The sequence below is a fragment of the Phenylobacterium sp. genome (genome assembly GCF_036501465.1).
GTDB lineage: Bacteria > Pseudomonadota > Alphaproteobacteria > Caulobacterales > Caulobacteraceae > Phenylobacterium.
In genome coordinates this window covers 85,924-112,067 of record NZ_DASYAF010000140.1, presented here as the reverse complement: position 1 = coordinate 112,067, position 26,144 = coordinate 85,924, and the positions used below count along the sequence as shown (strand labels likewise).

The following is a 26,144-nucleotide window of genomic DNA, read 5'->3' as shown; positions in this document are numbered from 1 at the left end:
ATACTCCACGTGCGCCGTGTTGATGGTGATCCCGCGCGCCTTCTCCTCCGGCGCCGCGTCGATCTCCTCGTACTTCTTCGCCGTCGCGCCGCCCGTCTTCGCAAGCGTCATGGTGATCGCCGCCGTCAGCGTCGTCTTCCCATGGTCAACGTGGCCGATCGTGCCAATGTTGCAGTGCGGCTTGTTCCGTTCGAATTTCTCTTTGGCCATCGGGGTCCTACGGGCGTTGCTTCAAGTGGATGTTGAACTCTGGAGCGGGTAGCGGGAATCGAACCCGCATATTCAGCTTGGAAGGCTGCTGCACTACCATTGTGCTATACCCGCCGATCGAAATTCCTCGTCTGTCGCCGCTCCGGTTGCGTGGTGGGGGAAGTAGGACTCGAACCTACGAAGGCGTACGCCAGGGGATTTACAGTCCCCCCCCTTTGCCACTCGGGACATTCCCCCTCGCGCGCGGAGCCGGGTCAGGGCCTTCGAACAAAAGGCTTCCGCTGCCGGATGCGAGGGGCTTAAGAGCGCCCACGCAGGGTTCCTTGCGGCGGAAGCCCGTCCGGGGCCCCAATTTGGAGCGCGTCTTATAGTGGCCTCGTCCAGCGAACGCAACGACGCCCGCCGAGGCCGGAATCGTCACGGCCACGCAGGGTTTCGCAGGCCCGCCCACGGGGTCTCGGACGACTGGCTCTGGGGCTGGCACGCGGTGGAAGCCGCGCTCGGCAATCCGCGCCGCGAGCCGCCGCAGCTGATCCTGGCCACGGCTGAGCGCGCCCGCCAGATCGAGGCCCGGTTCGGCCGCCAGGCGGCGCTGGAGGTCGCCGAAAGCCAGAGAATCGCCCAGGCCCTGCCGCAGGGCGCGGTCCACCAGGGTGTTGCGCTGAAGAGCCCGCCGCCGCAGGACTGGGCCCTGGCCGATTTCGCGGCCACGCGAGGCGCAGTGCTCTTGATGCTGGACCAGGTGACCGATCCGCAGAACGTGGGCGCGATCCTGCGCTCAGCGGCGGCGTTCGGGGCGGCCGGCATGATCCTGCAGGACCGCCACACGCCGAAGCTCAGCGGCGCGCTGGCCAAGGCCGCGGCCGGCGCCGTCGACGCGGTGCCGGTGGCTCGGGTGGTCAACCTTTCCCGCGCGCTGGACGAGCTGACCACCGCCGGCTGGCGGGCCGTGGGCCTGGCGGGCGAGGCCGAGCGCGGCGTGGCCGAGGTGCTCGACGGGGCGCCGACCGTGCTGGTCATGGGCTCGGAGGGCGAAGGCCTGCGCCGCCTGGTGGCCGAGCATTGCGACGAGCTGGCCCGCATCCCGATGCCGGGCGGCTTCGAGAGCCTGAACGTCTCCGCCGCCGCGGCCGTGGCGCTCTACGAGGCCTCGCGACCGCGCTGATGACCCTTCCGGACTTCCTCACCACCGGCGCGGCCACGGCCTTCCTGCAGGTGGTGTTCATCGACCTGGCCCTGGCCGGCGACAACGCCATGGCCGTGGGCATCGTGGCCGCGGGCCTGCCGCAGGCCGACCGGCGCAAGGCCATCATCCTGGGCCTGGGCGGCGCGGTGGTGATGCTGATCGGCTTCGCCCTGATCACCACCCAGCTGCTGAAGGTCGTGGGCCTGTCGCTGGCCGGCGGCCTCATCCTGCTGTGGGTCTGCTGGAAGATGTTCCGCGACCTGCGCGAGCAAGGCCGCAAGCGGATCCGCGATGGCGAGGCCGCCCTGGAGGGCGAGGCGATCGCCCAGCACGGGCCGCCGGCCAGGACGCTCGCCCAGGCGCTGCGCCAGATCCTGCTGGCCGACCTGGCCATGTCGCTCGACAATGTGCTGGCCGTGGCCGGCGCGGCGCGCCAGCACCCGATCGTGCTGATCGCAGGCCTGTTGCTGTCGATCACCCTGACCGGCCTGGCGGCGACCTGGATCGCCAAGCTGCTGCACCGCCTGCCCTGGATCGCCTACATCGGCCTGGTGATCGTGATCTGGGTGGCCGGGCACATGATCTGGGACGGCACGCGCGCGGTGGCCATCGATACCGGCCAGACCCACCTCTACAACCGCGCCATGCCCGACGCCCTGGACATCCACCCGTCCGAGGTCACCAAGCGCAAGACGCGGTAGGCTCCCTTCCCGTCCTGTGCCGATCAGCTCTCCGGGCCGCCGAACCGCTCGCGCCATTCGGCGACCTGGGCGTCCTCGATCTTGCGGAACAGCACCTCCGGCGCCTTCACCGGCCGGCCGGGCGGCAGGATGTCCAGCGTCCCCTTCCCGTCCAGCGCCGGCCAGGCGCCGGGGAAGGGCTCGCCGACCGAGAGCGCGATGGTCTCGGCGGCGAAGGGGATGAAGGGCTCGCAGACCTTGGCGAACAGGGCCACCAGGTTCAGGCCCGTGCGCACCGCCACGGCGGCCCGTTCGGGATCGGTCTTGAACGCTGTCCACGGCGCGGCCTCGGTCAGGTAGCCGTTGCCCAGCACCCAGAGCTGGCGAAGCGCCGTGGACGCCTTGCGGAACTCGCGGGTCTCCAGATGGTCGGTGAGCTCGCGCAGCTTGGCCAGCACGTCGGCCTCGAGCTTCGCCTCCAGCGGCCCGCTCTGGCCGCCCGCCGGGACGACGCCGTCGAAGCGCGTCTCGGTGAACTTCAGGATGCGGTTGACGAAGTTGCCCAGTACGTCGGCCAGGTCGGCGTTCACCTGGTCGCGGAACTGCTCCCAGGTGAAGGTGGCGTCGGAGGTCTCCGGCGTGTTGGCGGTGATCCACCAACGCCAGTAGTCGGCCGGCAGCAGCTCCAGGGCGTGGTCCATGAACACGCCGCGCTTCTGGGAGGTGGAGAACTTGCCGCCGTAGTAGTCCAGCCAGTTGAAGCCCTTCAGCTGATCGACCAGCTTCCAGGGCGCATTCCCGGACGGCGAGAACTGGCCGTCGGCGCCCAGCGTCTCGTTGATGCCGAACAGGGTGCAGGGGAAGCCCACGGTGTGGAAGGGCACGTTGTCCTTGCCCATGAACTCCACATAGGTCACGTCGGCGGCGGCCGGCTCGCGCCACCAGCGCTCCCAGTCGGCGTCGTCAGCCGGACCCTTGCCGGCCTCGGCGGCCCGCGCGTCGGCCCATTCCCAGGTGGCGCCGATATATTCGATGGGCGCGTCGAACCAGACGTAGAACACCTTGCCGGCCAGGCCCTCGACGTCCGGCGTCTGGCCGTCCGGGTTGGGGCCCCATTCCCAGGCGTTGACCGGCACGCCCCATTCCAGGTCGCGGGTGACGCCACGGTCCTGCAGGCCCTCGTCCAGCCACTTCAGCGCGATGGAGGTGACAAGCAGCGGCCAGCGGTCGCGCTTGGCCTCGATCCAGTGGCGCAGCTTCCCGGCGAACAGGCTCTGGCGCAGGAACAGGTGCTTGGAGCCCCTGATCTCGATGTCGGTCGAGCCGGAGACCGCCGAGCGGGGCTTGATGAGGTCGGCCGGGTCCAGCACCCGGGTGCAGTTCTCGCACTGGTCGCCGCGCGCCGCCTCATAGCCGCAGTGCGGGCAGGTGCCGATCACGTAGCGGTCCGGCAGGAAGCGCTTGTCGGCGTTGGAATAGACCTGCTGGGTGACCCGCTCCTCCATGAAGCCGGCCTCCCAGAGCTGCTGGGCGAAGCGCTGGGTGAGCCGGTGGTTCTGCGGCGAGGACGAGCGGCCGAAGTGGTCCCAGGAGAGGCCGAAGGCGCGGCCGAGGTCGTGCTGGATCTGGTGCTGCTCGGCGCAGAAGCTGGCCGGGTCCTGGCCCTTCTCGGCGGCGGCGAGCTCGGTGGGCGTGCCGTGCTCGTCGGTGGCGCAGATGTAGAGGGTCTCGCGGCCGCGCGAGCGCTGGAAGCGCGCGTAGACGTCGGCCGGCAGCATGGAGCCCGCCAGCGTCCCCAGGTGCTTGATCCCGTTGATGTAGGGCAGCGCGGACGTGATCAGGATGCGGGACATTGGCTCGGATATGGGCTTTGGACGCGGAGCGCGCTTATAGGCCGAAGCCCGGCCGGTTCGAAAGCTTTGGCGTTGAGGCGCCCCCGGCGCGCCCTATAAGTCGGCCGTCATGCGTCAGCGCCGCGCCCAATCGATCCTGATCGCCCTGGCCGTCCTGCTGGGCGCGGCGACGCTCGCCGCCTGCGGCCAGGGCGGCGGCAAGGCGCAGACGCTGAACATCTACAACTGGTCGGACTACATCGACCCGGCGCTCCTGAAACAGTTCACCGCCGAGACCGGGATCAAGGTCCGCTACGACACCTTCGATTCCAACGAGGTGCTGGAGACCAAGGTCCTGCAAGGGAACACCGGCTACGACATCGTGGTCCCCTCGAACCACAACCTGCCGCGCTACATCGCCGCCAAGGCGATCCAGCCGCTGGACAAGGCGAAGCTCAAGGGCCTGGAGAACCTCGACCCGGGCGTGATGGCCCAGATGGCGGCCTTCGATCCCGGCGGCGCCTATTCGGTCCCCTACATGCGGGGCACGATCGGCATCGGCTACAACACCGACGCGGTCGCCAAGCGGCTGGGCGGGCCGGTGGACAGCTGGTCGGTGGTGTTCGACCCCGCCAAGCTCGCCAGGCTGAAGGACTGCGGGGTCTATTTCCTCGACGCCTCGGAGGACATGTACGCGCTCGCCCTGAACTACCTGGGCAAGGACCCAAACTCGAAGGATCCGAAGGACTACGCCGCGGCCACCGACCTGCTGCTGAAGGTCCGGCCCTATGTGCGCAAGTCCCACTCGTCCGAATACATCGACGCGCTCGCCAACGGCGATATCTGCCTGGCCATCGGCTATTCCGGCGACGTGCTGCAGGCCAAGGCCCGGGCCGCCGAGGCGAAGAACGGGGTGAAGCTGGCCTACGCGCTGCCCAAGGAAGGCAGCCAGGTCTGGTTCGACCTGTTCACCATCCCGGCCGATGCGCCTGACCGACAAGCGGCCTACGCCTTCCTGAACTTCATGCTGCGCCCGGCGGTGATCGCCAGGGCGTCGAACTTCACCAAGTACGCCAACGCCAATGCCGCGGCGACGCCGCTGGTCGACCCGTCGGTGCGCGACGACCCTGCCGCCTATCCGCCGCCGGCCCTGGCGAAGCGGCTGTTCGTCACCACGACCAAGGACCAGGCCCTGCTGCGCGACGTGAACCGCCAGTGGACGCGGGTGCTGACCGGCCAATGAGCGGGCCGCCCCTCGTCCGCTTCGAGGGCGTCTGCAAGCGCTTCGGCGAGGCGGTGGCGGCCGACGCCGTCGACCTGGACCTGGCCGAGGGCGAGTTCTTCGCCCTGCTCGGCCCGTCCGGCTGCGGCAAGACCACGCTCATGCGCATGCTGGCCGGGTTCGAGGCGCCGGACGCCGGACGCATCCTGCTGGGCGGCGCCGACATCGCGGGCCTGCCGCCGCACAAGCGCCCGTCCAGCATGATGTTCCAGACCTATGCGCTGTTCCCGCACCTGAGCGTGGCGCAGAACGTCGGCTTCGGGTGCCGGCAGCAGGCCTGGGACAAGGCGCGCACGGCGGCCCGGGTGGCCGAGATGCTGGCCCTGGTGCGGCTGTCGGGCCTGGAGCGGCGCAAGCCGCACCAGCTCTCCGGGGGCCAGAAGCAGCGCGTGGCCCTGGCTCGCGCGCTGGCGGTCGAGCCGAAGATCCTGCTGCTCGACGAGCCCCTGGCGGCGCTCGACCGCAAACTGCGCGAGGACACCCAGCTCGAGCTCAAGGCGATCCAGCGGGCCCTGGGCGTCACCTTCATGATCGTCACCCACGACCAGGACGAGGCCATGGTGGTCGCCGACCGCATGGCGGTGATGAAGGACGGGGCGATCGCCCAGGTCGGGCCGCCCCGCGAGGTCTACGAACGCCCGGCCAGCCGCTTCGTCGCCGAGTTCATCGGCGAGGCGAACCTGTTCGCGGACGGGGCGGCCTTCACCCTGGTGCGGCCGGAGCGGATGGTCCTGGCCGCCAAGGCCTCGCCGGGCGCTGTCGCGGGCCGGGTGGCCGAGATCGCCTATTTCGGCGACCGCACCCGCTATGTGGTGAAGACCGGGGCCGGCAAGCCGCTGCTGGTAAGCCGCGCGGCGGGCGCGGCGGCTTTGCCGCTCAAACTCGGCGACGAGGCCTTCGTCAGCTGGCCGAAGGACGCCGAAGTCAGGGTGCCGGCATGAGGCGGATCTGGCGGCTGATCGCCCTGCCCTACCTGTGGCTGGCGGTCTTCTTCGGCCTGCCGTTCCTGCTGGTCGCCAAGCTGTCGTTGTCGCACACGGCGCTGGCCATTCCGCCCTATGCGCCGCAGCTCGACCTGTCCCAGGGCCTGGCCGGCCTCGCCGCCTTCGCCCGCGCCCTGAGCTTCGAGACCTATGCCCGCCTGGTCGCCGACCGGCTGTACCTTTCCGCCTATCTTTCGAGCCTGTGGTTCGCCGCCAGGGCGACGGTCCTGCTGCTGCTGATCGGCTATCCGATGGCCTATGGGATGAGCCGGTTCGGCCCAAGGGGGCGGCGCATCCTGCTGGCGGCGGTGATCCTGCCGTTCTGGACCAGCTTCCTGATCCGCATCTACGCCTGGATCGCCATCCTCAAGCCGGCGGGCCTGTTGAACCAGGGCCTGAGCCTCATCCACCTGCCGCCGTTGGCCCTGCTGGACAGCGACGCCGGCGTGCTGATCGGCCTCACCTACGCCTACCTGCCATTCATGGTGCTGCCGCTCTATGCGGTGCTGGAACGGCGCGACGAGAGCCTGGTCGAGGCGGCGCTGGACCTCGGCTGCACGCCCGCCCAGGCCTTCTGGCGGGTGACTTTTCCCCTGTCGCTGCCCGGCCTGCTGGCCGGCGGGCTGCTGTGCTTCATCCCCATGGTCGGGGAGTTCGTGATCCCGGACCTGCTGGGCGGCTCGCGGACCCTGATGCTCGGCAAGACGCTGTGGACCGAGTTCTTCGCCGATCGCGACTGGCCGGCCGCCTCGGCGGTGGCGCTGGCGCTGCTGGCGACGCTCGCGCTGCCCATGGCGGTGGTCCAGCGCCAGCAGGCCAAGCTCGCCGGGGAGCGCGAAGCGTGAGGCGCGGGCCTGGCCTGTTCAACCGGCTGAGCGTGGGCGCGGGCCTGGTCTTCCTCTACGCGCCCATCGTCCTGCTGGTGGTCTACTCCTTCAACGCCAGCCGGCTGGTCACCGTCTGGGGCGGCTGGTCGATGCGGTGGTATGCGGCCCTGGCCCAGGACCAGGCCATGCTGGACGCGGTCTCGGTGAGCCTGCGGGTGGGACTGATCTCGGCCAGCCTCGCGACGGCCATGGGCCTGCTGGCGGCGGTCAGCCTGGCGCGCGGCGGCCGCTTTAGGGGCCGGGCGCTGTTCTCGAGCATGGTCTACGCCCCGCTCAGCCTGCCGGATGTGATCCTGGGCCTGTCGCTGCTACTGCTGTTCGTGGCCCTGGGCCTGCCGCGTGGCTTCTGGACGGTGACCCTCAGCCACGCCACCGTCACCGTCGGCTACGCCACGGTGGTGATCCGCGCCCGGCTGGCCTCGGTCGATCCCAGCCTGGAGGAGGCGGCGCGCGACCTCGGCTGCCCGCCGGCCACGGCGTTCGCCAAGGCCACCCTGCCGGTGATCGCGCCGGCCGTGGCGGCGGCCTGGATGCTGGCCTTCACGCTGTCGCTGGACGACCTGGTGATCGCCAGCTTCACCTCGGGGCCGGGCGCGACGACGCTGCCCATGCGGCTCTACAGCGCCGTGCGCCTGGGCGTGAACCCGGAGATCAATGCGGTCTCGACCCTGCTGATCGGGGCGGTGGCTTTGGGGGTGTCGCTGACCAGCCTGGCGATCGGCCGGCGGAAGGAAGCCTAGGCGGCGAGCGTCTTGCGGCGACGCGCGCGCAGGGCCGCGCCGGCCGCGCCGAGGCCCAGGATCATCAGCGTCCAGGCCGCCGGTTCCGGTGCGGGCGCGGTCGGCCCGTCGTTGGGGACCGTGGCGAAGAACGGCGTGAAGTTGTTGGTGGGGCCGCCGCCGTTCTCCGACGCGCCGCAGCTGGTGATCGCGCTCACCACGCAGACCTTGCCGCCGCCGCCGTCGCCACCCGAACCGCCATTGCCGCCTTCGCTGCCGTCACCGCCGTGAGGCGGGGGGAAGCCGCCGTCGCCGCCGTTGCCGCCCGAGCCGCCATTGCCGCCATTGCCGCCGGTCGAGCCGAGGCCCGGGGAGAACCCGCCGTCGCCGCCGGAGCCGCCCGGGGCGCCGAAGCCGCCATTGCCGCCCGAACCCCCGTTGCCGCCGAGGCCGAAGCCGCCGCCGTCGCCGCCACCGTTGCCGCCGTTGCCGCCGCCGCCCTGCGCGGTCGTCCCGCCGTTCGAGGCGACCTTGGACGAGCCGTCGCCGCCGTTCCCGCCGGAACCGACGTCGCCGCCGGAGCCGCCTTGCGAGCCGCCGGGCATGTGGTCGGAGTTGTTGTTGCTGTTTTCGTGCTGGCCGCCGTTCCCGCCGTGGGTCTGGACGTAGGAGGCGAGCGTCATCAGCCCGTCCTCGCCGTTCGGCATGAAGCCGCTCGGGCCGCCGTTGTCGTGGCCGTCGCCCGGGCCGTAGACGTGGCCGGGGCCGTTGCCGGCGAACTGCTGGTTGCCGACGCCCGCGCCGCCGCCCGCGCCGACATCGCCGCCCGCGCCCGTGTCGGAGCCGCCGCCCTGGTCGCCGCTGGTCTGGGTGTCGATGGCGCTGAAGCCGCCGCCGTTGTGATGGCCGTTGTTCGCGAATTGCGGATCGGGCGCTTCATCCTGGTGGTGCTGGATGCCGCCGCCGTTCGAGTAGGCCATCGCGCCGGCCGCAATAAAGGTCGCACAGGCTGTCAGAAACAGCCGCTTGGCGAGTCTCGATCTGGAACGGGCTGGAACCATGGTGCGCACGTTGCAATTAATGTGCGCTGTCGGTGAAAATTTCAATTACGCGATTCTGATAGCGACCTGAAACGTCGACTATCTGTGCTTAAATAGCCACGCGTTAACCTTACTTATAGCGCGATTATTTCCCGTATGGGGTGAATTATACCGCGCGAAATTCCCCTCACAGGGGAGCCCTGCGGTCACAGGGGCGCGGTCCGGTCGAACCATGGGCGCGCCTGTTCGAGCTGACCGGCCAGGCGGAACAGGGTCGCCTCGCCGCCCATGCGGGCCACGAACTGCAGGCCGATCGGCAGGCCGGATCGGCTCCAGGCCAGGGGCGCGGTCATCGCCGGTTGTCCTGTATTATTAAAAGCTTGAGTGTTGGGCATGAAGGCGAAGAGCCGCTCGGCGATCTGCTGGCGGTCCTCCAGGATCCAGCCGATGGGGATGGCCGGCTGGCCGAGCGTCGAGAGCAGCAGGACGTCATAGGTTTCGAAAAGCTGGGCCACCGCGCGGCCGTAGGCATGGATCGCGGCCAGGCCCTGGACGTAGGCCGCGCCCATCACCGCCTGCCCGCGACGGTATGTCGCCATGGTCAAGCTCTCGATTTCACCGGCCTCGATGGGTTTCCCGCGCTTCTGGGCGAAGGAATCGAGGTTGGCGGCGACGCTGGCCGAGATCGCCACGCCCGCCCCCTGGGCCATCGCCTGCACGTCGCCGGGGATCGTCGCCTCGACCACCTCATGGCCCAGCTCGGCGCAGAGGCGCGCGGCCTCGCGCACGGCTTCGGCACATTCGGGATCGATCGCCGGGGCCTGCATGGCGCCGGCCATGAAGGCGATGCGCAGCTTGCCCGGCTCGCGCGCCGCCTCCTCCACGAACGGCCGCTCGGGCGGGGCGAGGAAATAGGGGTCGCCCGGCTGCGGGCGGCAGACCGCGTCCAGCAGGGCGGCGGAATCGCGCACCGAGCGGGTGACCGCGTGCTGCACCGACGCCCCGGCCCAGCCTTCGCCCAGCGGCGCCGAGGAGACCCGGCCGCGCGACGGCTTCATCCCGAACAGGCCGCAACAGGAGGCCGGCGTGCGGATCGAGCCGCCGCCGTCGCTGGCGTGGGCCGCCGGCACGATCCCCGCCGCCACCGCCGCCGCCGCGCCGCCGGACGAGCCGCCCGGGGTCCGCCCCAGGTCCCAGGGATTGCGGCAGACGCCCAGCAGCTCGGACTCGGTGAAGGGCCACAGGCCGAACTCCGGGGTGTTGGTCTTGCCGAAGATGTTCAGCCCCACGGCCTTGTAGGCGGCGGTGATGGCGCTGTCGGCCGCCGCCACCTCCTTGGCCATCAGGCGCGAGCCGCCGGAGGTCACCGTGCCGGCCAGGGTCGCACCCAGGTCCTTCAGCAGGAACGGCACGCCCGCGAAGGCGCCGTGCTCGGGCGCCTCGCGCCGCGCGCGCTCGGTGAGGTCCAGGGTGACGGCGTTGATCTTCGGATTGACCTCGCCCATCCGCGCGGCCGCCGTATCGAGCAGCTCGGCGCCGCTCACCTCGCGCCGGGCGACCAGCTCGGCCAGGCCCACGGCGTCATGCCGGCGATAGTCCTCGAAATCCATGGCGGTCCTCACTGATGCGGAGGATCACGCAAGCACAGGGCCGGCGGCGGGCCAACCCCGCCCGGTTCCGGCGGGTTCGCTAGAGGCGACGATACTCGACGATCGACTTGTCCGGGAACACCGCGCGCAGGCCCATCCACATCCCCGCGTCGTCGTACCACTCATCGATGTCGTTCTCGCCGCGCACCGCCCAGTGCAGGCCGCTCGCCCGCGCGCCATTGCCCATGACGAAGGGCTCATGGCCCATGGACTGGGCGGTGAGCCGCAGCATGAAGCCGGTCTCGGGATTGAACAGCGGCCCCTGCAGCACGCCGCCGTTCCAGTGGGTGTAGGGATTGGCCGAGGGCGGCGCGAGCAGGGGGCCGTTCTTGTTGGTGATGTTGATGCCGCCGTTCGTGCTGCGCACCGCGGCGCAGAAGTCCTTGTCGCCGTCGCGCTGCGAGGTCGAGTGCATCTCCTGGAAGCGGCCGGCCTTCCAGATCTCCTCGCAGTGGTGGCGGTAGTTGAAGACCGTGAGCCCCGCGACCTTGGCCTGCATGGCCACGTCGGTGGTCACCGTCGTGGCGTCGCCGGCGGTGGCGAAGGTCAGGGCATAGGCGCCGAACGGCTTGCCGTTGCGCAGCACCTGGTAGCGGTAGGCGCCGTTGGCCGGCATCGCCGCCAGGGCGAAGCGCGGCAGGGCCTGGGCGCCCACGATGGAAACCGCGCCCGCGATCAGCGCCCGACGATCCAGCATAACCATTCCAAAGTCCCCTCGTTCGACCCCAAGCTTGACCGTAGAAGTGGCCCGGCGAGGTCGTCCATCGACCTCTCGCTGGGCGCGAACTCCAAAGCCTGGCTGAACAATGTTCGCGAACCGAGCGGGCCTGGATGCAGGCCGGGCGGCTGACATCTTCATCGATCCTGGCTAAAGCCCATGGCTGATCGCCGGATTAGCTCAGCTGGTAGAGCAGCGGTTTTGTAAACCGAAGGTCGCGGGTTCGAGTCCTGCATCCGGCACCATCCGTACCGCCGAGGAGAGTCCTGCCGATGCGCCACCCGGGTCTGACGATCGCCGCCGTCGCGATCGGCGCTGCCGCGCTTGCCGCCTGCAACAAGTCCGCGAACCCGTCCGCAGGCGGCGGGAACGCGCCCTCCGGACCGGTCGGGAGCCTGCTCAGCGACGACGACGCCAAGAAGGCCCTGGCGGCCCTGCCCGCGCCCTACAACACCGCCGACCTGTCGAACGGGGAATCGAAGTTCGCGCTCTGCTCAACCTGCCACACGGTGGTGGAGAACGGGCCCAACATGACCGGGCCGAACCTGCACGGCGTGTTCGGGCGCAAGGCGGCCAGCAAGGCCGAGTTCAAATACTCCGACGCGCTGAAGGCCACCGGCTGGACCTGGGACGCCGCCCGCCTCGACACCTGGATCACCGACCCCAAGGTCGCCCTGCCCGGCACCAAGATGACCTTCGCCGGCCTGAAGGACCCCAAGGACCGCACCGACGTCATCGCCTGGCTGATGGTCCAGACCGGCTACAAGCCCTAAGGGCGGCGCCCGCCATCGGCCGACGCTCGGTAGAGTTAAAGCCAGGCTTTCAACCTTGACGCGTACCCCGGCGGCGCGCATCCTCGGTCCCGCTTTCCGCACGCGTCCGCTTTCGGCGGGCGGGTCGGAGGCGGCATCCTGCCGACGCCCCCATGCGTCGGTTTGTGCGCCAAGACGGGGCGACGTACCCCCCACGCCGCGCCCGGGCGTACGGACTGCAAGGCCTTCCCCGCCCCCGGGGAAGGCCTTTTTCCGATGGGGATCGGCTTGCGGCCCTAGGCGTCGTAGCCGGGCAGCTCGCGGTCCAGCTTGCGCAGGCAACCGGGCCAGGCCAGCGCGCCGTTCATACCGCGGGAAACCTGGCTCTTCACCTCGGCCTGGGAGGCGTCCGGCGCGATCAGCACGCCGTCACGGCCGCCGCTGAGCGCCTTCACCTGCATGGTGCAGGCGCGCTCCAGATAGTACATGCCGACCCAGCAATCGGCCGCCGAGGCGCCCACCGAAAGCGTGCCGTGGTTACGCAGCAGCATCAGGGTCTTGTCGCCGATGTCGGCCACCAGGCGCTCGCGTTCGTCGTGGTTGAGCGCGATGCCCTCGTAGTCGTGGTAGGCCAGCCTGGGCGTGACGATCAGCGCATGCTGCGAGATCGGCAGCAGGCCCGACGACTGCGCGGCCACCGCCACCCCGTCGTCGGAGTGCAGGTGCATGACGTAGTGGGCGTCCTCGCGGTTGGCGTGGATCGCCGAGTGGATGGTGAAGCCCGCCGGATTGATGAAGTAGGGCGTCTCCTGGAGGATGTTGCCGTCCAGGTCGATCTTCACCAGCGACGAGGCGGTGATCTCCTCGAACAGCAGGCCGTAGGGGTTGATCAGGAAATGGTGCTCCGGCCCGGGGATGCGGGCGGAGATGTGGGTGTAGACCAGGTCGTCCCAGCCGTAGAGCGCCACCAGCCGGTAGAGGGCCGCCAGCTCCACGCGGGCGCGCCATTCCGCGGCGCTGACCTTGCCCTTCAGCGAGGCCACGCCCGCCACCGATCCGTCCGCCATGGGTCGCTCCCTTTGTCTGCCGCCTTAGAATCCGCTCCCCGACCAGAGGCGTCAAGCTCGCCGGCCGTGTAACCCGTGCTGTGCGGCAGACGAATGGCCGTCCATGGAATGGCTGCTGCAACAGTACTCCCGGCTGAGTTCGGGGCTTACCGGCGGCGGGTGGGCCCTGCCGCTGCGAATGATCGTCGGCTACGGCTTCATGGAGCACGGCTGGGCCAAGCTGGCGCGGGGTCCGGAGTCCTTCGCGGGCATCCTGCAGGCGCTGGGGATGCCAGCGCCGGAACTGTTGTCCTGGACGACGATCGCGGTGGAACTGGGCGGAGGCCTGGCCGTGCTGCTCGGCTTCGTCGTCCCCGTGGCCACCATTCCGATGATGTTCGTGCTGCTGGTGGCGATCTTCACCGTTCACCTGCCGAACGGCTTCAGCTCCATCAAGCTCCAGTCCGTGACCGCCGCGGGGGCGCACTTCGGCCAGCCGGGGTACGAGACCGATCTGCTCTATGCGGCGGCCTTGGTCGCCCTGGTCCTTGGCGGATCAGGGCCGCTCTCGATCGATCGGTGGCTGCTTCGCCGCCCGCAGCCGGTTTCGGATCGGTGACGGCGATCTAGCTCCGCACCCGGCCCACCGCGTCCAGCCAGCGGGCGTAGGCCGCCTCGCGGCGCGGCGCATCCATCGCCGGCGCGAAGGCCTCGGTCTTCGGGCGCGCGGCGGCGGCTTCGGCCACGTCGCGGTAGACGCCCGCGCCCACGCCGGCGAACAGGGCCGCGCCGAGCGCGGTGGTCTCGCCATAGGTCGCCCGGCCCACGGCCACGCCGGTTAGGTCGGCCAGCCGCTGGCTGAACCAGGCGCTGCGCGACATGCCGCCGTCGATGCGCAGCTCCGCCTGGTCGTGCAGGGCCTGGGGCGCGTCCGCCCGCATGGCCTCGATCAGGTCGCGGGTCTGCAGCGCGCTGGCGTCGAAGGCCGCCCGGGCGATCTCCGGCAGGCCGGCGTCGCGGGTGAGGCCGACGATCGCGCCGCGGGCGCCCGCGTCCCACCACGGCGCGCCGAGGCCCGTGAAGGCCGGGACCAGCACCACGCCCAGCTCATCATTGGCCTGTTTCGCCAGGGCCTCGACGCCTTGCGGGCCGCCGCCGATCTTCAGGCCCTCGTTGGCCCACTGGATCGCCGCGCCGGCGATGAAGATCGCCCCCTCCAGGGCGAAGGTGGCCTTGCCGCCGATCCGCGCCGCCACGGTGGTCAGCAGGCGCGCCTTGGAGACCGGCGCGGTCTCGCCGGTGTTCAGCAGCATGAAGCAGCCGGTGCCGTAGGTGGCCTTCATCTCGCCCGGGCGGATGCAGCCCTGCCCCATCAGCGCCGCCTGCTGGTCGCCGGCCACGCCACGGATCGGGATCGCCCGGCCCAGCAGCGAGGCCTCCGTCTCGCCGTAGTCGCCGGCGCAGTCCAGCACCTGAGGCATCAGGCCGAGCGGCACGCCCAGCATTTCGCCCATCTCGTCCGACCACGCCTGCTTGCGGATGTCGAACAGCAGGGTGCGCGAGGCGTTGGTGGCGTCGGTGGCGTGCGACTTCCCGCCGGTCAGCTTCCAGATCACCCAGGCGTCGATGGTGCCGGCCAGTAGGTCGCCGGCCTCGGCGCGGGCGCGGGCGCCCTCCACATGGTCCAGCAGCCAGGCGATCTTGGTGCCCGAGAAGTAGGGATCGAGCAGCAGGCCGGAGATTTCGGTGACCTTCGGCTCGTGGCCGGCGGCGCGCAATTCGTCGCAGGCGCCGGCCGTGCGGCGGTCCTGCCAGACGATCGCCCTGTGGATCGGCCGGCCGGTCGCGCGGTCCCAGATCACCACCGTCTCGCGCTGGTTGGTGACCCCGATGGCGGCCACCTCGGCCATGGCCCGCCCGGCCTTCTGGACCGCCTCCCTCAGCACCTCTGCCGAGGCGGCGAAGATCGCTTCGGCGTCATGCTCCACCCAGCCGTCGGCCGGATAGAACTGCTCCAGCGGCCGGCCGGATTCGGCCAGCGCGCGGCCCTTGGCGTCGAACAATATGGCTCGGGTGGAGGTGGTCCCCTGGTCCAGCGCCAGGATCAACGGATCGGCCATGGCGTCCTCCCGGTATCGTTCTCGTTCATCGTTGCGTGAGGTTTAAACATGTTTTCACCGGCCTCGCCCATTGTGGCGCTTTGAAAGCCTCACCGACAGAACGGAGGGACGGGCTTGAGCGTCGCGATGAGCAGCGAGAAGCTGCTGGAACTCGCCAAGAGCCGCGCGCCCGCGGATCGCGAGCGCCTGCTGCTGGGCATCGTCGAACTGTGCGACGCCGGCGACGGCGCGCCGGCGATGATCTCGCCTGAGATCCAGGCGCTGCTGAATTCCATCTTCCTGGGCCTGGTGGCCGGCGCCGAGCGCGAAATCCGCAAGCGGCTGGCCGAGAAGCTGTCCAACGTCGATTGGGCGCCCGCCGCCCTGATCAATGTGCTGGCGTTGGACGAGATCGAGATCGCCCGACCGGTGATCGCCGCCAGCCCCCTGCTCAAGGACGCCGACCTCGTGCGCCTGCTGGTCGAGGCGACGGTGGAGCACCAGATCGAAGTGGCCCGGCGGCCGAACCTCGGCCCGAGCGTGGTTTGCGCCATCCTCGACGCCGCCGAGCCAGCGGTGATGACCGCGCTGGCCGGCAATGTCTCCGCCGATCTCGGCCCGCCGGAGCTGAAGCGGCTGGTGGCCCACGCCCGCGAGATCGCGGCGCTCCGCCCGCCGCTGTCGCGGCATCCCGGGCTCACCGACGACCTGGCCCTGCAGCTCTATGTCTGGGTGGGCCAGGCGCTGCGCGAATCCCTCGCCGACCGGTTCCGCCTCGATCCCAAGCGCATCGAGACGGCGCTGGCGCAGGCGGTCAGCGAATCCTTCTCCGGCGCGCCCGCCAGCCAGGGGTCCGTGGTCATGGCCCGCGACGGCGAGCGGGAAGCCATGGAGAAGAAGCTGATCGAGAAGCTGTACTCCGCCGGCCAGCTGCGCCCCGGCTATCTGGTCCGCGCCCTGCAGGAGGGGCGGCTGTCGCTGTTCACCGTGGCGCTCGCCACCCTGGGCCGCTTCGAGATGAGCCATGTGCAGCGGGTGATCGACAGCGACCGGCCCGAGCTGCTGGGCCTGGCCTGCGCCGCCGTCGGCATCGACCGCAGCGTCTTCCCCAGCATCCTGGAAATGATCCGTGGGCTGAACGGCGGCTTCCCCGGCGGCGGCCTCGATGGCGCGAAGAAGGCCATCGGCGCCTTTGGCCCGGTCAGCCCGCAGATCGCCGCCACCGCCTTCCGCCAGGCCGCCCTGTCCGTTTGACAACCCGCCCCGCATAACGGCTTTTCCCAGACGGGAGAGCAGTCGGGGGCCCTTCACCATGCGCATCGCTTTCACCGCCAGCGAACGGCCGGAGGCGCAGGAAGGCCGCGCCCGGCTGGCCAAGCGCTATGGCGAGGTCCCGGTCAGTGAGGCCGAGGTGATCGTCGCCCTCGGCGGCGACGGCTTCATGCTGGAGTGCTTCCACGACCACATGGCCTCGGGCCTGCCGGTCTACGGCATGAACCGCGGCTCGGTGGGCTTCCTGATGAACGATTACAGCGAAGTCGGCCTGGTCGAGCGGATCGAGGCCGCCGAGAAGGCGGTGATCCACCCCCTGCGGATGACCGCCACCGACGTGGAGGGCAACAGCCACGTGGCGCTGGCGATCAACGAGGTCTCGCTGCTGCGCCAGACCCGCCAGGCGGCGAAGCTGCGGATCTCCATCGACGGGCGGCTGCGCCTGAGCGAGCTGGCCTGCGACGGGGCGCTGGTCTCCACGCCGGCCGGATCCACCGCCTACAACCTCTCGGCCCACGGCCCGATCATCCCCCTGGACGCCAAGGTGCTGGCGCTGACCCCGATCAGCGCCTTCCGCCCCAGGCGCTGGCGCGGCGCCCTGCTCGCCCACACCGCCAAGGTCACCTTCGAGGTGCTGGAGGCGGCCAAGCGGCCGGTGAGCGCGGTGGCCGACAACATCGAGGTGCGCGACGTCATGGACGTGCAGATCGCCGAGGATCGCGACGTGGCGCTGCACATGCTGTTCGACGAGGGCCGCAGCCTGGAAGAACGGGTGATGGCCGAGCAGTTCTCCGTCTAGGCGAACGCCCACCCCGTCCACGCGAATCGCCGCCTGGAAAGCCAGTCAAAACCGCGACTTGCCCAAACCGGTTATTAACAGGTTCGGCGTACCCTCATTTGGTAGTCACCTGGAGGGCGTCTCGTGAGCCAACAGAACTCTGGCCAAATGATCCAGCCGAACAACGCGCTGCGCCTGAAGGTGGGCGGCGGCCGTCTGGGCGCGATCGACCCGGCCGCGATCGCCAAGGCCGAAGCCGCTCTGAAGAGCCTCGCCTCCAACTTCACCCAATGGCTGAACGACGAGATCACCAAGCTCGAAAACGCTCGCCAGACGGTGCGCAGCGACGGAGTGACCACCGAGACCATGGAGAACCTCTATCTCCGCGCCCATGACCTGAAGGGCCTCGGCACCACCTACGGCTACCAGCTGATCACCCGCATCGCGGGCTCGCTCTGCCGCCTGATCGACGACAAGGAAAAGCGCGCCACCGTGCCGTTGGAACTGGTCGACGCCCACATCGACGCCATCAAGGCCGCCGTGCGCGACGACATCAAGTCCGACGACCACCCGGTGGGCAGCGTCCTGGTGGAAGAGCTGGAGCGCCGCGTGAAGGCGATGGCCGCCTAAGCCGCCAGACCCATTCAGAACGAGATCAAAGGGGTCAGGCGCTCGCGCCTGGCCCCTTTTCCGTTGCGGGCGTCAGTTGAGCTGCGCCACCGATCCGCCGCCGTGGATCGAGGAATTGACCGACGGATGGCCGGCATAGCGGATCAGGCCGCCGCCGAAGATCGAGGCGTCCAGGCTGCTCTGCGCCGCGACGTAGATCTTGCCGCCGCCGTGGATGGCGGCCTGGGCCGACTGGGACGGCACGGTGCGCAGGTCGATATCGCCGCCCCCGTGGATCACGGCCGACACGGCGCCCTGGGCGGGGAAGTTGCCTTCCGCGATGATGCGCCCGCCGCCCATGATGCCCGCGCCGTTCAGCTCAGGCGTCTCGATCTCAACGTCGAAGTGGTTCGGCCCGAAGCACCAGCCGTCGCAGGGGCTCATCACCAGCTTGCCGCCGCTGACATGGAAGCGCGCCCGGTTCGGGTCGCCGCGAACCAGGGTCACGCGCTGGACCGGCCCCTGGCGGATGGTGATGTTGCCGCCGCCATGCAGCTCGACGGCGGTGAACTTGTCGACCGGCACAACCGTCTGGGCGGCGGCGGCGACCGGCGCGGCGGCGATGGGCGCAGCGACCAGGGCGGCGGCGGCGAAGAGGCTCAGGAGGCGCATGGGAGAAGTCCTTCGGTTCGCTCTCAGGACACCAGCCACGCCGCGCCGGCACAACTTAAGCTTTCGTCATGCGCCACGATGGCCGCGGCGCGGGCCTCTCACATGACGTTTTCCAGCGGCTCGGCGACCGCGCCGTAGCCGGCGTCGGGCGGCAGGACCAGCACCCGGCCGCTGTCGCGCTGCTCGATCCTGGGCTGCACGGTCACCAGCCTGCGCGCCGCCGCGCGCGCCAGGGCGTCGGCCGCGCCCTTGGCCTCGGCCAGCAGCTGCAGGTTCATCCGGGTCGGGAAGATCACCTTGCGCTCGCCCGCCGCGGCCAGGCGCAGCGCCTCGGCCGGCGCGATCCACTCGGCGTCCACCGTCTCGCGCCCGTCGCAGGCGGCCAGCTGTTCGATCGGCACATTGACCGCATAGAACCAGGTGTCGAAGCGCTTGGGCGTCAAGGGCGGGGTGATCCAGCGGGCGAAGACCGTGTGCGCGTCGAGGTCGAGATAGGCGTCGAGGCCGCTGACCACGTCGATGAACCGCTTCGTGCCGGCGTCCACCGCCTGGCGCACGGCCATCGGACAGGCCTCGCCGCTCATCGGCCGCCCGTCGCGGCGCCGCGCGAGCAGGATGCCGGCCTCTTCGAACACCTCGCGGATGGCGGCGATGCGCAGGGCCCGCTGGGCGGCGTCATAGGCCTCCCAGCCCACGGTGTGGGTTTCCCAGTTCCGGTCGTGGTCGCCGGCATGGCTCTTGCCACCAGGGAAGACCAGGGCCCCGGAGGCGAAGTCGATCTGGTGATGCCGCTTGACCATCAGCACCTCGAAGGCGGGGTCGTCGCGCAGGATCAGGATGGTGGCGGCCGGCTTGATCTCGGCGCTCGCGGGGGTGTCGCTCATGGGAAGAGCTTGAGGCGGCCAGGCCTCCGAAAGCAAGCGGCTAAGGCTTGCGGCTCAGGCTTCGGCCTGCTGGACGGCGTCCGCCTCGGCGCGGGCGGTCTGGGAAACCTGGTCCATCTTGTCCAGCAGGTAGTCCACGTCCTCGCGCGCGGCGGTCTGCGGCTGGGTCAGGAACCGCTGCAGCATCCGCTCCTGGAAGCGCTCCAGGTCGCGGGCGCCGCCGTCGAATTCCATGGCGTGGTGGGTGTCCACGGCCGCGCGGAACGCCGGGAACAGCCGCGCCGGCAGCCCGGCCCGCTCATAGATGGCGCGCAGGCCCAGCGGGCCCGCGTCATGGATCATCAGCCAGGTGCGGTGGTGCGGCACCTGGGCCAGCTCCGCCACGCCCCACTCGAAGACGGTCATGTGCCCCTGGGCCAGCGCGCGCAGCAGCAGGGAGGCGGAAAGCCGCCCTTCGTCGGCCAGATGAGCGCAGAAGGCCTTCACGTCGGCAGTGCGGCCGGCCTCGTCCACCAGGTCCATGGTCGCCCGCTCTGCGGCGCCCGCGGCGACGGTGAGGGCGAGCTGCGGCGAGATGTTGTGATGGGCGATCAGATGGTCGCGCAACTGGTCGCTGACCAGGGTCACCAGCTTCTCGCCGACCGCGAGCGGCAGCGTATTGCGGTAGGCGACGGCGGCCAGCACCTTCTCGTGCTGTTCGAACCGCGCCATGACTTCTTGCAGGGCGCTTTCGGAGAAATCGGCGTTGTCGTTGGCGCAGGCGGCGGCCACGGCCCGCTCGCCGCCATGCTCGGTCATGGCGTCGGTGACGATGGTCGACAGGCGCGGCCTGCGCGCGATGGCCAGTTGGCGCACCGGCCCGCCCAGGCGGATGATGTCCACAAGGTCCGCGTCGGTGAACACCGGCGACCAGTTCAGCATCGGCAGCGAGACGGTCTCCACGTCGCGCGCCAGGCGCAGCGCCACGTCGCGCGGCACCAGCGGGCTCGCCTTGAGCGTCACCGCCAGGGCGCGACGGACCAGTTCGGCGGCGTCGGTGGCCATGACCCGCAGGATCTCGGCGGCGGTCTCGCGGTCCTGCGCCGACAGCGGCGCGCCATCGATGGCGCGGCAGAGCTTGTAGGCGGCGGCGGCGCGCAGGTCGGGCGTCGGCCCCCTCACCAGCGTGCGGATGTCTTCCTGCGTCAGCGCTGAGTGCGTCGTCGCCATCGTCCGCCTGATCCGTCCCGCCTCAACCGTCCAAGGCGCGGTCGCGTCCACGCCTCTCACGAGTCCGAGCCTCGCCGATCATGCTTAACACCTGGTTAGGACTCGAATCTGTGGATGAAGAATTCCCGCCCCGAGTCGCCTGATCACCGCGCCTGCTCTACGGTGCGCCCGCTTCGCAAGGGGAGACCGCCGCACGTGCTGCTCAAGGGTCTGAAGGTCGTCGATTTCACCGCCTACATCGCCGGGCCCGGCGCGGCGGCCATCATGGGCGACTGGGGCGCGGACGTGATCAAGGTCGAGCGGCGCGAGGGCGACACCATGCGCCATGTCTTCGCCGACCTGAAGACCGACATCGGCGCGAACCCGACCTTCGAGCTCGACAACCGCGGCAAGCGTGGGATCGTGCTGGACATCACCAAGCCGGCCGGCCGCGACGCGCTGGCGAGGCTGGCCGAGACCGCCGACGTGTTCCTGACCAACACCCGGCCGGTGTCGCTGAAGAAGTACGGCCTGGACGAGGCGACCCTGCGCAAGGCGAACCCACGGCTGGTCTACGCGGTGATCACCGGCTACGGCCTGGAAGGCCCCGACGCCCACCTGCCCGGCTTCGACGTCACCGCCTTCTGGGCCCGCTCCGGCATCGGCTACATGACCGCGCCCAAGGGCGTGGAGCCGTTCATGCGCACCTCCGGCATGGGCGACCACTCAACGTCGCTGGCCACCGTCTCGGCGATCCTGGCCGCGCTATACGAGCGCGAGCGGACCGGCGTCGGGCGCATGGTGCAGACCTCGCTGCTGGCCACCGGGGTCTATCTCTGGGGTTCGGACCTGGCGGTGCAGCTGAAGCTCGGCCGGGTGGCCTCGATCCGCCCGCGCGAGAACCCGATCAACGCGGTCGCCAACCATTTCCGCAGCGCCGACGGCCGCTGGTTCGTCCACAACCCGCGCGGCGGCTCGGGCGGTTGGGAGAAGTTCCTGGGCGTCGCCGGCCGGCCGGACCTGGTCACCGATCCGCGCTTCGCCACCGGCAAGGAGCGCCGGGCCCACGCGCGCGAACTCGCCGTCGAGCTGGAGGCCGCCTTCGCCGCGCTGACGTTCGACGAGATCGCGCGCCGCCTCGACGAGGCCGACCTGGTCTGGGCGCCGTTCCAGACCCCGGCCGACGTGGACGCCGATCCGCAGGTCGCCGCGGCCGGCGCCTTCGTGGAGGTCGACGACGGCCAGGGCGGGACCTACCGCTCCCCCGCCAGCCCCGCCGTCTTCCCGGGCGAGCCGCAGGCGCCTCGCCCCCGCGCGCCGCGCCTGGGCGAACACACCCGCGAGGTGCTGGCCGAGATCGGCTATTCCGAGGGCGAGATCGAGGCGATCTTCGCGGCTGACGCGGCAGCCTAGTCCATCAGTTTCCTCTGCAGATAGGTCATGGTCAGCGCCTGGGTGTGGGCCTGCTGCTTCAGGTCCGCGCCGGAGCCATGGCCGCCCTCGGTGTTCTCGTAGAACAGGAAGGGCAGATGCATCTCCTCCATCCGCGCGGCGAACTTGCGCGCGTGCTGGGGCCCGACCCGGTCGTCCTTGGTGGTCGTGAAGATGAAGGGCTCGGGGTATTTCACCCCGGCCTTGAGGTTCTGGTACGGCGAAGTCTTGAGCCAGAAGGCCATGGCCTTGGGGTTGGCGTTGACGTCGCCGTATTCGCCCTGCCAGCTCGCGCCGGCCGCGATCTTCGAGATGCGGATCATGTCGAGCAGCGGCACGTCGATGACGACGGCGTTCCACAGGTCCGGCCGCTCGGTGAACTCCACGCCCATCAGCAGGCCGCCGTTGGAGCCGCCCTGGATGCCCAGGCGCCGCGGCGAGGTGATCTTGCGCCGGATCAGGTCCTCGGCGACGCCGGCGAAGTCGTCGTAGATCACCTGGCGTTTCTCCACGAGGCCGGCCTCGTGCCACTTGGGCCCGAACTCGCCGCCGCCGCGGATATTGGCCAGCACATAGACCCCGCCGCGCTCGAGCCACAGCTTGCCGTTGTTGGCGCTGTAGGCGGGCGTTTCGCTGATCTGGAAGCCGCCGTAGGCGGTCATCAGGGTGGGGTTTGAGCCGTCGTATTTGATGTCGCGGCGGTGGACGACGAAGTACGGCACCTTGGTCCCGTCCTTGGAGGTCGCCTCGAACTGCTCGACCACGTCGGCCGAGGCGTCGAACTTCGCCGGCAGGGTCTTGATCCTGGCGAGCGAGCCGCTGGCGGCGTCGGCCAGCCACAGGCTGGTGGGCGTCAGGAAGCTGGTGACGTCGACGAAGGCCCGGTTGCTGTGGTCGTCGGCCGCCGTGATCCGGATGGTGGCGTTGTCGGGTAGGGCAAGCGCCTTGCGGGAAAAGCCGGCGGCGGTCGGGGTGTAGACGTAGGCGCGGCTCTTCACGTTATCCAGCACGGTGACCAGCAGCTTGCCCTCGGTGGAGGCGGTCTCATCCAGCGACTCCCGCGGGCCGAGCGCATAGAGCAACGTGGGCTTCAGATGCGCCGGATCGGCCTTCAGCGCCGCCAGCGTGGTCCAGGCCAGGCTGCCGGCCGGGAAGGTCTTGCCGCCGGCCGTCCAGTCCTCCTCGGTGCGGATCAGCACGCGCCCGTCGATCAGCTCGTCGACGCTGGCCTTCATGGGGATCGCCAGCCGCTCGGTCCCCTTGGGCGTCAGCACATAGGTTTCCTGACGGAAGGTGTCCAAGGGCCGGGTGATCACCGACAGGGTGTTCCCCTTGGCGTCGCGCAGCACTTCCGGCGAGACGCCGTAGCCGCCGTCGGACTTGTCGCCACGATAGACCTCGACGGCCGCGCTCAGCGGCTGGCCGCGCTTGAGCCGCTTGACGATGTAGGGATAGCCCGAGGCGGTCAGCTCGCCCGGCGCCCAGGCGTTGGAGATCAGCAGCGTGTCCTGGTCTTCCCAGGCCACGCGGGCCTTGGATTTCGGGATCATGAAGCCGCCGTCCACGAACTTGTCGGTGGTCAGGTCGAACTCGCGGATCGTCACCGCGTCCTCGCCGCCCTCGGAGAGGTTGAGCAGGCAGCGGGTCTCCGCCGGCCGCGCGCAGCTCGCGCCTTTGTAGACCCAGCTCTTGCCCTCCGCCTTGCCGAGCGCGGTGACGTCGAGCACCGTGGTCCACTGCGGCGTCTCGGTCCGGTAGCTGGCCAGCGAGGCCTTGCGCCAGATGCCGCGCACATGGTCGGCGTCCTGCCAGAAGTTATAGATCTCGCCGTGCAGGAAACGGCCGGCCGGGATGCGGTCCTTGGCCTCGGCGATGGTCAGGGCTTCCCGGTAGAGCGTCGGATAGCGCTTGTCGGCCTCCAGCACGGCGGTGGCCTTGGCGTTGTGGGCGTTGACCCAGTCCATGGCCCTGGCCCCGTTCGCGTCCTCCAGCCAGATGTAGGGGTCGGCGGCGTCGGTGGCGGCGGTCTGGGCGGCGCAGGGCGCGGCCACGGCGAGCAGCCCGAAGGCGAGCGCCGCGGAGGCCGCGACGGAAAAGGCAAAGCGCATGAAGGTCCCCGGCTGATCTATCGTGAGCCGAGGTTAGAGGCCCGCGCGCGGGCTTAGAAGCGAAAAGCCGTGCGGCCCGGCGCCGCCTCAGCTCCGCTTGCTCTCCGAGAGGACCTTCAGCATCTCGCTGGTGAACAGCGAGCCGGTGAGGCGCGCGCCGACCCCCATCTCGTCGCTGGCCTCGGAGCCGCGCAGGATCATGGCGATCACCTCCTGCTCCTGGGCCTTGTGGTCGGCGTTGCGGGCCGAGGCGTACTGGATGAAGCCGCCGTCTTCCGACGGCTGGACGGGCGGCGGGTCCATCGGGGCCGCGGAGCCCGCCACCTTGGTCAGGTTGGCGTAGACCTGGCCCACGGTCGCCGCCTGGCCGCCGGGGTAGAAGATCGCCTTGTTGGCGTGGGCGGCGTCGGGGAACAGGTGGGCCGCGCTGGCGCCGGGCTGCCGTTCCGCCGCCTCGATCAGCTTGGCTGAGCCCTGTGGGCCCAGGAAGTGGGCGGCGTAGAGCTCGCCCGCCGTGGGCGCCCGCCCCGTGCGGCCCTTCAGGTAGGCGGCGGAATCGGCGGTGAGCTCGCCGGCCATCAGCGCGGCGGCGTGCGGGTCGAGCCGCAGGTCCATCACCGCGCGCTTGGCCTCGGAGCCGCTGACGTAGTAGCGGCCGTCGGCGCCCTTGCCGATCAGGTCGGCGTAACGGGCGTAGCCGTGCTTGGCGCCGTGCTGCTTGAGCGTCGACAGCCAGGTCTGCTGCACGAACTGGAAGAGGCCGGCGGCCGAGGACGAGCCCGCCTTGGCGGCCGGGTTCAGGCCGCTCTCGCGCCCCGCGGTCTTGAGCAGGAAGCCGAAGTCCACGCCCGTCGCCTGCGACGCGCGCTGGATCGCCTGCTCGACGACTCCGCGAATGCCCTCGACTGAAGCCATGGCCCGAAGTCCTGAAGGATCGTGGTTAATGCGCCGCTAACCATCCTGCAGAATTTGCCTACCTCCCTAGCCGCGCAGGGCGTCGATGTCGCGCAGGCGCTCGGTCAGGCGGCGGCGACTGCGGCGCAGCTGCGTGACCACCACCACCACCCAGAGCACGACCAGAGCGCCCAGGAACCACAGCGGGGACGGATGGAGGCGCTGGGCCTTGTCCCAGACCGCAGCGATCAGCAACCCCATGCCGACGGCGAGGGGCGCCAGGGACAGGCCGATCAGCCGCAGGTCCGGCGCCTGGCGCACGACCTCGGCGCGATAGAAGTCCACCAGCCCCTGAGCGGAGGCCTCCACGCCCGGCGTCCGGCGCGGCCAGCGGCGGTATTGCATCCAGAGCATCATCGGCGCCCAGGCCAGCATGACGATGTCCGCCACCCGCAGGAGGGTGTTCATCGCGGTCCAGGCCTGCACCACGAAGATACAGACGACGACCGCCGCTACGATGAGACAGCAGACGACATTGCGGCGCTCCCTGGCCTGGTTGTCCTTCACCAGCATGCGGACGGCTTGCACGGTCATGTTCGGGATCTCCGGTTCCTGGCCCTGCCAGAGGGCCTTCAGATGGTCGTCAGGCGGCTGGCTCATGCGCGGCCTCCCTCAGCAAAGCGGCGCGCGAGGAGCGCCTTCAGGCGGTGGATGCGAACCGCGACGGCGCCGGCCGAAAGGCCGGTGATCTCGCCGATCGCGGCGGCGTCGAGGTCTTCGAGGTAGAGCAGCGCCACCTGGCGGTCGGGCGGCCCCAGCGCCTGGATGAGCGCCATCAGCCGCGAAAGCGCCTGGCGCTCGCCCACGGCGGTTTCCGGGTCGTCGGCGTCCGGCAGGCGCTCCAGCTCCTCCAGCGTCGCGCGCCCCTCCCTGCGCCAACGGCGGCCGCGCTGCACGTGGCTGACCGCGGTGTTGTGGGCGACGCGGTAGACCCAGGTGCGCAGGGAACAGCGGCCGTCGAAGGCGCTGAGGCTCCGCCAGAGCGCCAGGTGGATGTCCTGCACCAGGTCGCGGCGGGCCTCGGGATTCGCCTCGTAGCCGCGCGCCAGTCGCTCGACCGCCGCGCCGAACTCGGCGGCGGCCACGGCGTAGCGCTCATCTTGTCCTTGGCTCAGGTCCAAAGCCTGCCCCTGCTCCGTTCGACCAGATAGTCGTCGGGAGGCGG

At 70.2% G+C, this 26,144-nt stretch carries 26 protein-coding genes and 3 tRNA genes; 13 read left to right on the top strand and 16 right to left on the bottom strand.

The window, feature by feature from the left end; translation table 11 throughout:
- The 3 genes from VGL85_RS15415 to VGL85_RS15405 form a co-directional block, all read right to left on the bottom strand.
- Positions 1-210 (bottom strand): GTP-binding protein (locus tag VGL85_RS15415; protein WP_331589843.1); only part of this gene is annotated, 210 nt, incomplete at its 3' end.
- Between the two features lie 40 nt (positions 211-250).
- Positions 251-324 (bottom strand) — tRNA-Gly (locus VGL85_RS15410).
- A gap of 37 nt (positions 325-361) precedes the next feature.
- Positions 362-447, bottom strand: a tRNA-Tyr gene (locus tag VGL85_RS15405).
- Between the two features lie 133 nt (positions 448-580).
- Here VGL85_RS15405 and rlmB point away from each other — a divergent pair.
- Both rlmB and VGL85_RS15395 read left to right on the top strand, forming a co-directional pair.
- Positions 581-1,375 (top strand): 23S rRNA (guanosine(2251)-2'-O)-methyltransferase RlmB, encoded by a 795-nt coding sequence (rlmB, locus tag VGL85_RS15400; RefSeq protein ID WP_331589842.1) that lies wholly within the window; start codon positions 581-583, stop codon positions 1,373-1,375.
- Entirely contained in the window at positions 1,375-2,097 is a 723-nt protein-coding gene (locus tag VGL85_RS15395) for a TerC family protein (RefSeq protein ID WP_331589841.1), read from the top strand. The genes rlmB and VGL85_RS15395 overlap by 1 nt, the downstream gene beginning before the upstream one ends.
- A gap of 23 nt (positions 2,098-2,120) precedes the next feature.
- On the opposite strand, the gene metG is transcribed toward VGL85_RS15395, so the two are convergent.
- Positions 2,121-3,929, bottom strand: a complete 1,809-nt coding sequence (gene metG / locus VGL85_RS15390; RefSeq protein WP_331589840.1) for a methionine--tRNA ligase — start codon at positions 3,927-3,929, stop codon at positions 2,121-2,123.
- A gap of 109 nt (positions 3,930-4,038) precedes the next feature.
- Between metG and VGL85_RS15385 the strand changes: the two genes are divergently transcribed.
- From VGL85_RS15385 to VGL85_RS15370, 4 genes are read left to right on the top strand one after another with little or no spacing between them, the layout of a single operon-like run.
- Entirely contained in the window at positions 4,039-5,151 is a 1,113-nt protein-coding gene (locus VGL85_RS15385) for a polyamine ABC transporter substrate-binding protein (RefSeq protein WP_331589839.1), read from the top strand.
- On the top strand, positions 5,148-6,131 hold the full coding sequence (locus tag VGL85_RS15380) for an ABC transporter ATP-binding protein (protein ID WP_331589838.1): 984 nt from the start codon (positions 5,148-5,150) through the stop codon (positions 6,129-6,131). The genes VGL85_RS15385 and VGL85_RS15380 overlap by 4 nt, the downstream gene beginning before the upstream one ends.
- Positions 6,128-7,018, top strand: coding sequence for an ABC transporter permease (locus VGL85_RS15375; protein ID WP_331589837.1), 891 nt, complete (start codon positions 6,128-6,130; stop codon positions 7,016-7,018). The genes VGL85_RS15380 and VGL85_RS15375 overlap by 4 nt, the downstream gene beginning before the upstream one ends.
- The gene (locus VGL85_RS15370) at positions 7,015-7,800 is read left to right on the top strand and encodes an ABC transporter permease (protein ID WP_331589836.1); all 786 of its coding nucleotides are present in this window, start codon (positions 7,015-7,017) and stop codon (positions 7,798-7,800) included. Before VGL85_RS15375 ends, VGL85_RS15370 begins: the two co-directional genes overlap by 4 nt.
- Here the strand turns inward: VGL85_RS15370 and VGL85_RS15365 are convergent.
- The 3 genes from VGL85_RS15365 to VGL85_RS15355 all read right to left on the bottom strand — a co-directional run bounded on the left by VGL85_RS15365 (position 7,797) and on the right by VGL85_RS15355 (position 11,165).
- Positions 7,797-8,759 (bottom strand): PEP-CTERM sorting domain-containing protein, encoded by a 963-nt coding sequence (locus VGL85_RS15365; RefSeq protein WP_331589835.1) that lies wholly within the window; start codon positions 8,757-8,759, stop codon positions 7,797-7,799. The two genes, VGL85_RS15370 and VGL85_RS15365, sit on opposite strands and share 4 nt — an antisense overlap.
- Before the next feature lie 266 nt (positions 8,760-9,025).
- Complete coding sequence (locus tag VGL85_RS15360) at positions 9,026-10,429, bottom strand: amidase (RefSeq protein ID WP_331589834.1); 1,404 nt, start codon at positions 10,427-10,429, stop codon at positions 9,026-9,028.
- A 79-nt stretch (positions 10,430-10,508) separates the two neighbouring features.
- Positions 10,509-11,165 (bottom strand): DUF6134 family protein, encoded by a 657-nt coding sequence (locus VGL85_RS15355; protein WP_331589833.1) that lies wholly within the window; start codon positions 11,163-11,165, stop codon positions 10,509-10,511.
- A 190-nt stretch (positions 11,166-11,355) separates the two neighbouring features.
- Between VGL85_RS15355 and VGL85_RS15350 the strand changes: the two genes are divergently transcribed.
- Together VGL85_RS15350 and VGL85_RS15345 are read left to right on the top strand one after the other, a co-directional pair.
- Positions 11,356-11,431 (top strand) — tRNA-Thr (locus VGL85_RS15350).
- Between the two features lie 27 nt (positions 11,432-11,458).
- Positions 11,459-11,959, top strand: coding sequence for a cytochrome c family protein (locus VGL85_RS15345; RefSeq protein ID WP_331589832.1), 501 nt, complete (start codon positions 11,459-11,461; stop codon positions 11,957-11,959).
- A gap of 275 nt (positions 11,960-12,234) precedes the next feature.
- Here VGL85_RS15345 and VGL85_RS15340 read toward each other — a convergent pair whose 3' ends face one another.
- Positions 12,235-13,005, bottom strand: a complete 771-nt coding sequence (locus VGL85_RS15340; protein WP_331589831.1) for a class II aldolase/adducin family protein — start codon at positions 13,003-13,005, stop codon at positions 12,235-12,237.
- Between the two features lie 103 nt (positions 13,006-13,108).
- Here VGL85_RS15340 and VGL85_RS15335 point away from each other — a divergent pair, with 103 nt between their 5' ends.
- Positions 13,109-13,603 (top strand): DoxX family protein, encoded by a 495-nt coding sequence (locus VGL85_RS15335; RefSeq protein ID WP_331589830.1) that lies wholly within the window; start codon positions 13,109-13,111, stop codon positions 13,601-13,603.
- 7 nt (positions 13,604-13,610) lie between these two features.
- Here the strand turns inward: VGL85_RS15335 and glpK are convergent, their stop codons facing one another.
- On the bottom strand, positions 13,611-15,104 hold the full coding sequence (gene glpK / locus VGL85_RS15330) for a glycerol kinase GlpK (RefSeq protein ID WP_331589829.1): 1,494 nt from the start codon (positions 15,102-15,104) through the stop codon (positions 13,611-13,613).
- Between the two features lie 126 nt (positions 15,105-15,230).
- On the opposite strand from glpK, the gene VGL85_RS15325 reads away from it, so the two are divergent.
- The 3 genes from VGL85_RS15325 (at position 15,231) to VGL85_RS15315 (ending at position 17,763) form a co-directional block, all read left to right on the top strand.
- Positions 15,231-16,337: a DUF2336 domain-containing protein gene (locus VGL85_RS15325; RefSeq protein ID WP_331589828.1), complete on the top strand. Its 1,107-nt coding sequence runs from the start codon at positions 15,231-15,233 to the stop codon at positions 16,335-16,337.
- A gap of 58 nt (positions 16,338-16,395) precedes the next feature.
- Positions 16,396-17,154: an NAD kinase gene (locus VGL85_RS15320; RefSeq protein ID WP_331589827.1), complete on the top strand. Its 759-nt coding sequence runs from the start codon at positions 16,396-16,398 to the stop codon at positions 17,152-17,154.
- A gap of 147 nt (positions 17,155-17,301) precedes the next feature.
- On the top strand, positions 17,302-17,763 hold the full coding sequence (locus VGL85_RS15315) for an Hpt domain-containing protein (RefSeq protein WP_331589826.1): 462 nt from the start codon (positions 17,302-17,304) through the stop codon (positions 17,761-17,763).
- Between the two features lie 72 nt (positions 17,764-17,835).
- Here the strand turns inward: VGL85_RS15315 and VGL85_RS15310 are convergent, their stop codons facing one another.
- The 3 genes from VGL85_RS15310 to VGL85_RS15300 form a co-directional block, all read right to left on the bottom strand.
- Positions 17,836-18,414 carry a GIN domain-containing protein gene (locus VGL85_RS15310; protein WP_331589825.1) on the bottom strand — a complete coding sequence of 193 codons (579 nt, stop codon included), beginning with the start codon at positions 18,412-18,414 and terminating at the stop codon, positions 17,836-17,838.
- Between the two features lie 98 nt (positions 18,415-18,512).
- Positions 18,513-19,298 carry an NUDIX hydrolase gene (locus tag VGL85_RS15305; RefSeq protein ID WP_331589824.1) on the bottom strand — a complete coding sequence of 262 codons (786 nt, stop codon included), beginning with the start codon at positions 19,296-19,298 and terminating at the stop codon, positions 18,513-18,515.
- A 54-nt stretch (positions 19,299-19,352) separates the two neighbouring features.
- The gene (locus VGL85_RS15300; RefSeq protein ID WP_331589823.1) at positions 19,353-20,507 is read right to left on the bottom strand and encodes a DUF2336 domain-containing protein; all 1,155 of its coding nucleotides are present in this window, start codon (positions 20,505-20,507) and stop codon (positions 19,353-19,355) included.
- A gap of 195 nt (positions 20,508-20,702) precedes the next feature.
- Here VGL85_RS15300 and VGL85_RS15295 point away from each other — a divergent pair, with 195 nt between their 5' ends.
- Complete coding sequence (locus VGL85_RS15295) at positions 20,703-21,899, top strand: CoA transferase (RefSeq protein ID WP_331589822.1); 1,197 nt, start codon at positions 20,703-20,705, stop codon at positions 21,897-21,899.
- On the opposite strand, the gene VGL85_RS15290 is transcribed toward VGL85_RS15295, so the two are convergent.
- From VGL85_RS15290 to VGL85_RS15275, 4 genes are all read right to left on the bottom strand, one after another.
- On the bottom strand, positions 21,896-24,025 hold the full coding sequence (locus VGL85_RS15290) for a prolyl oligopeptidase family serine peptidase (protein ID WP_331589821.1): 2,130 nt from the start codon (positions 24,023-24,025) through the stop codon (positions 21,896-21,898). The two genes, VGL85_RS15295 and VGL85_RS15290, sit on opposite strands and share 4 nt — an antisense overlap.
- Positions 24,026-24,112: 87 nt before the next feature.
- Positions 24,113-24,940 carry a transglycosylase SLT domain-containing protein gene (locus tag VGL85_RS15285; protein ID WP_331589820.1) on the bottom strand — a complete coding sequence of 276 codons (828 nt, stop codon included), beginning with the start codon at positions 24,938-24,940 and terminating at the stop codon, positions 24,113-24,115.
- Positions 24,941-25,006: 66 nt separating this feature from the next.
- Positions 25,007-25,579, bottom strand: a complete 573-nt coding sequence (locus VGL85_RS15280) for a hypothetical protein (protein WP_331589819.1) — start codon at positions 25,577-25,579, stop codon at positions 25,007-25,009.
- On the bottom strand, positions 25,576-26,100 hold the full coding sequence (locus VGL85_RS15275; RefSeq protein ID WP_331589818.1) for a sigma-70 family RNA polymerase sigma factor: 525 nt from the start codon (positions 26,098-26,100) through the stop codon (positions 25,576-25,578). Before VGL85_RS15275 ends, VGL85_RS15280 begins: the two co-directional genes overlap by 4 nt.
- Positions 26,101-26,144 lie beyond the last annotated feature (44 nt).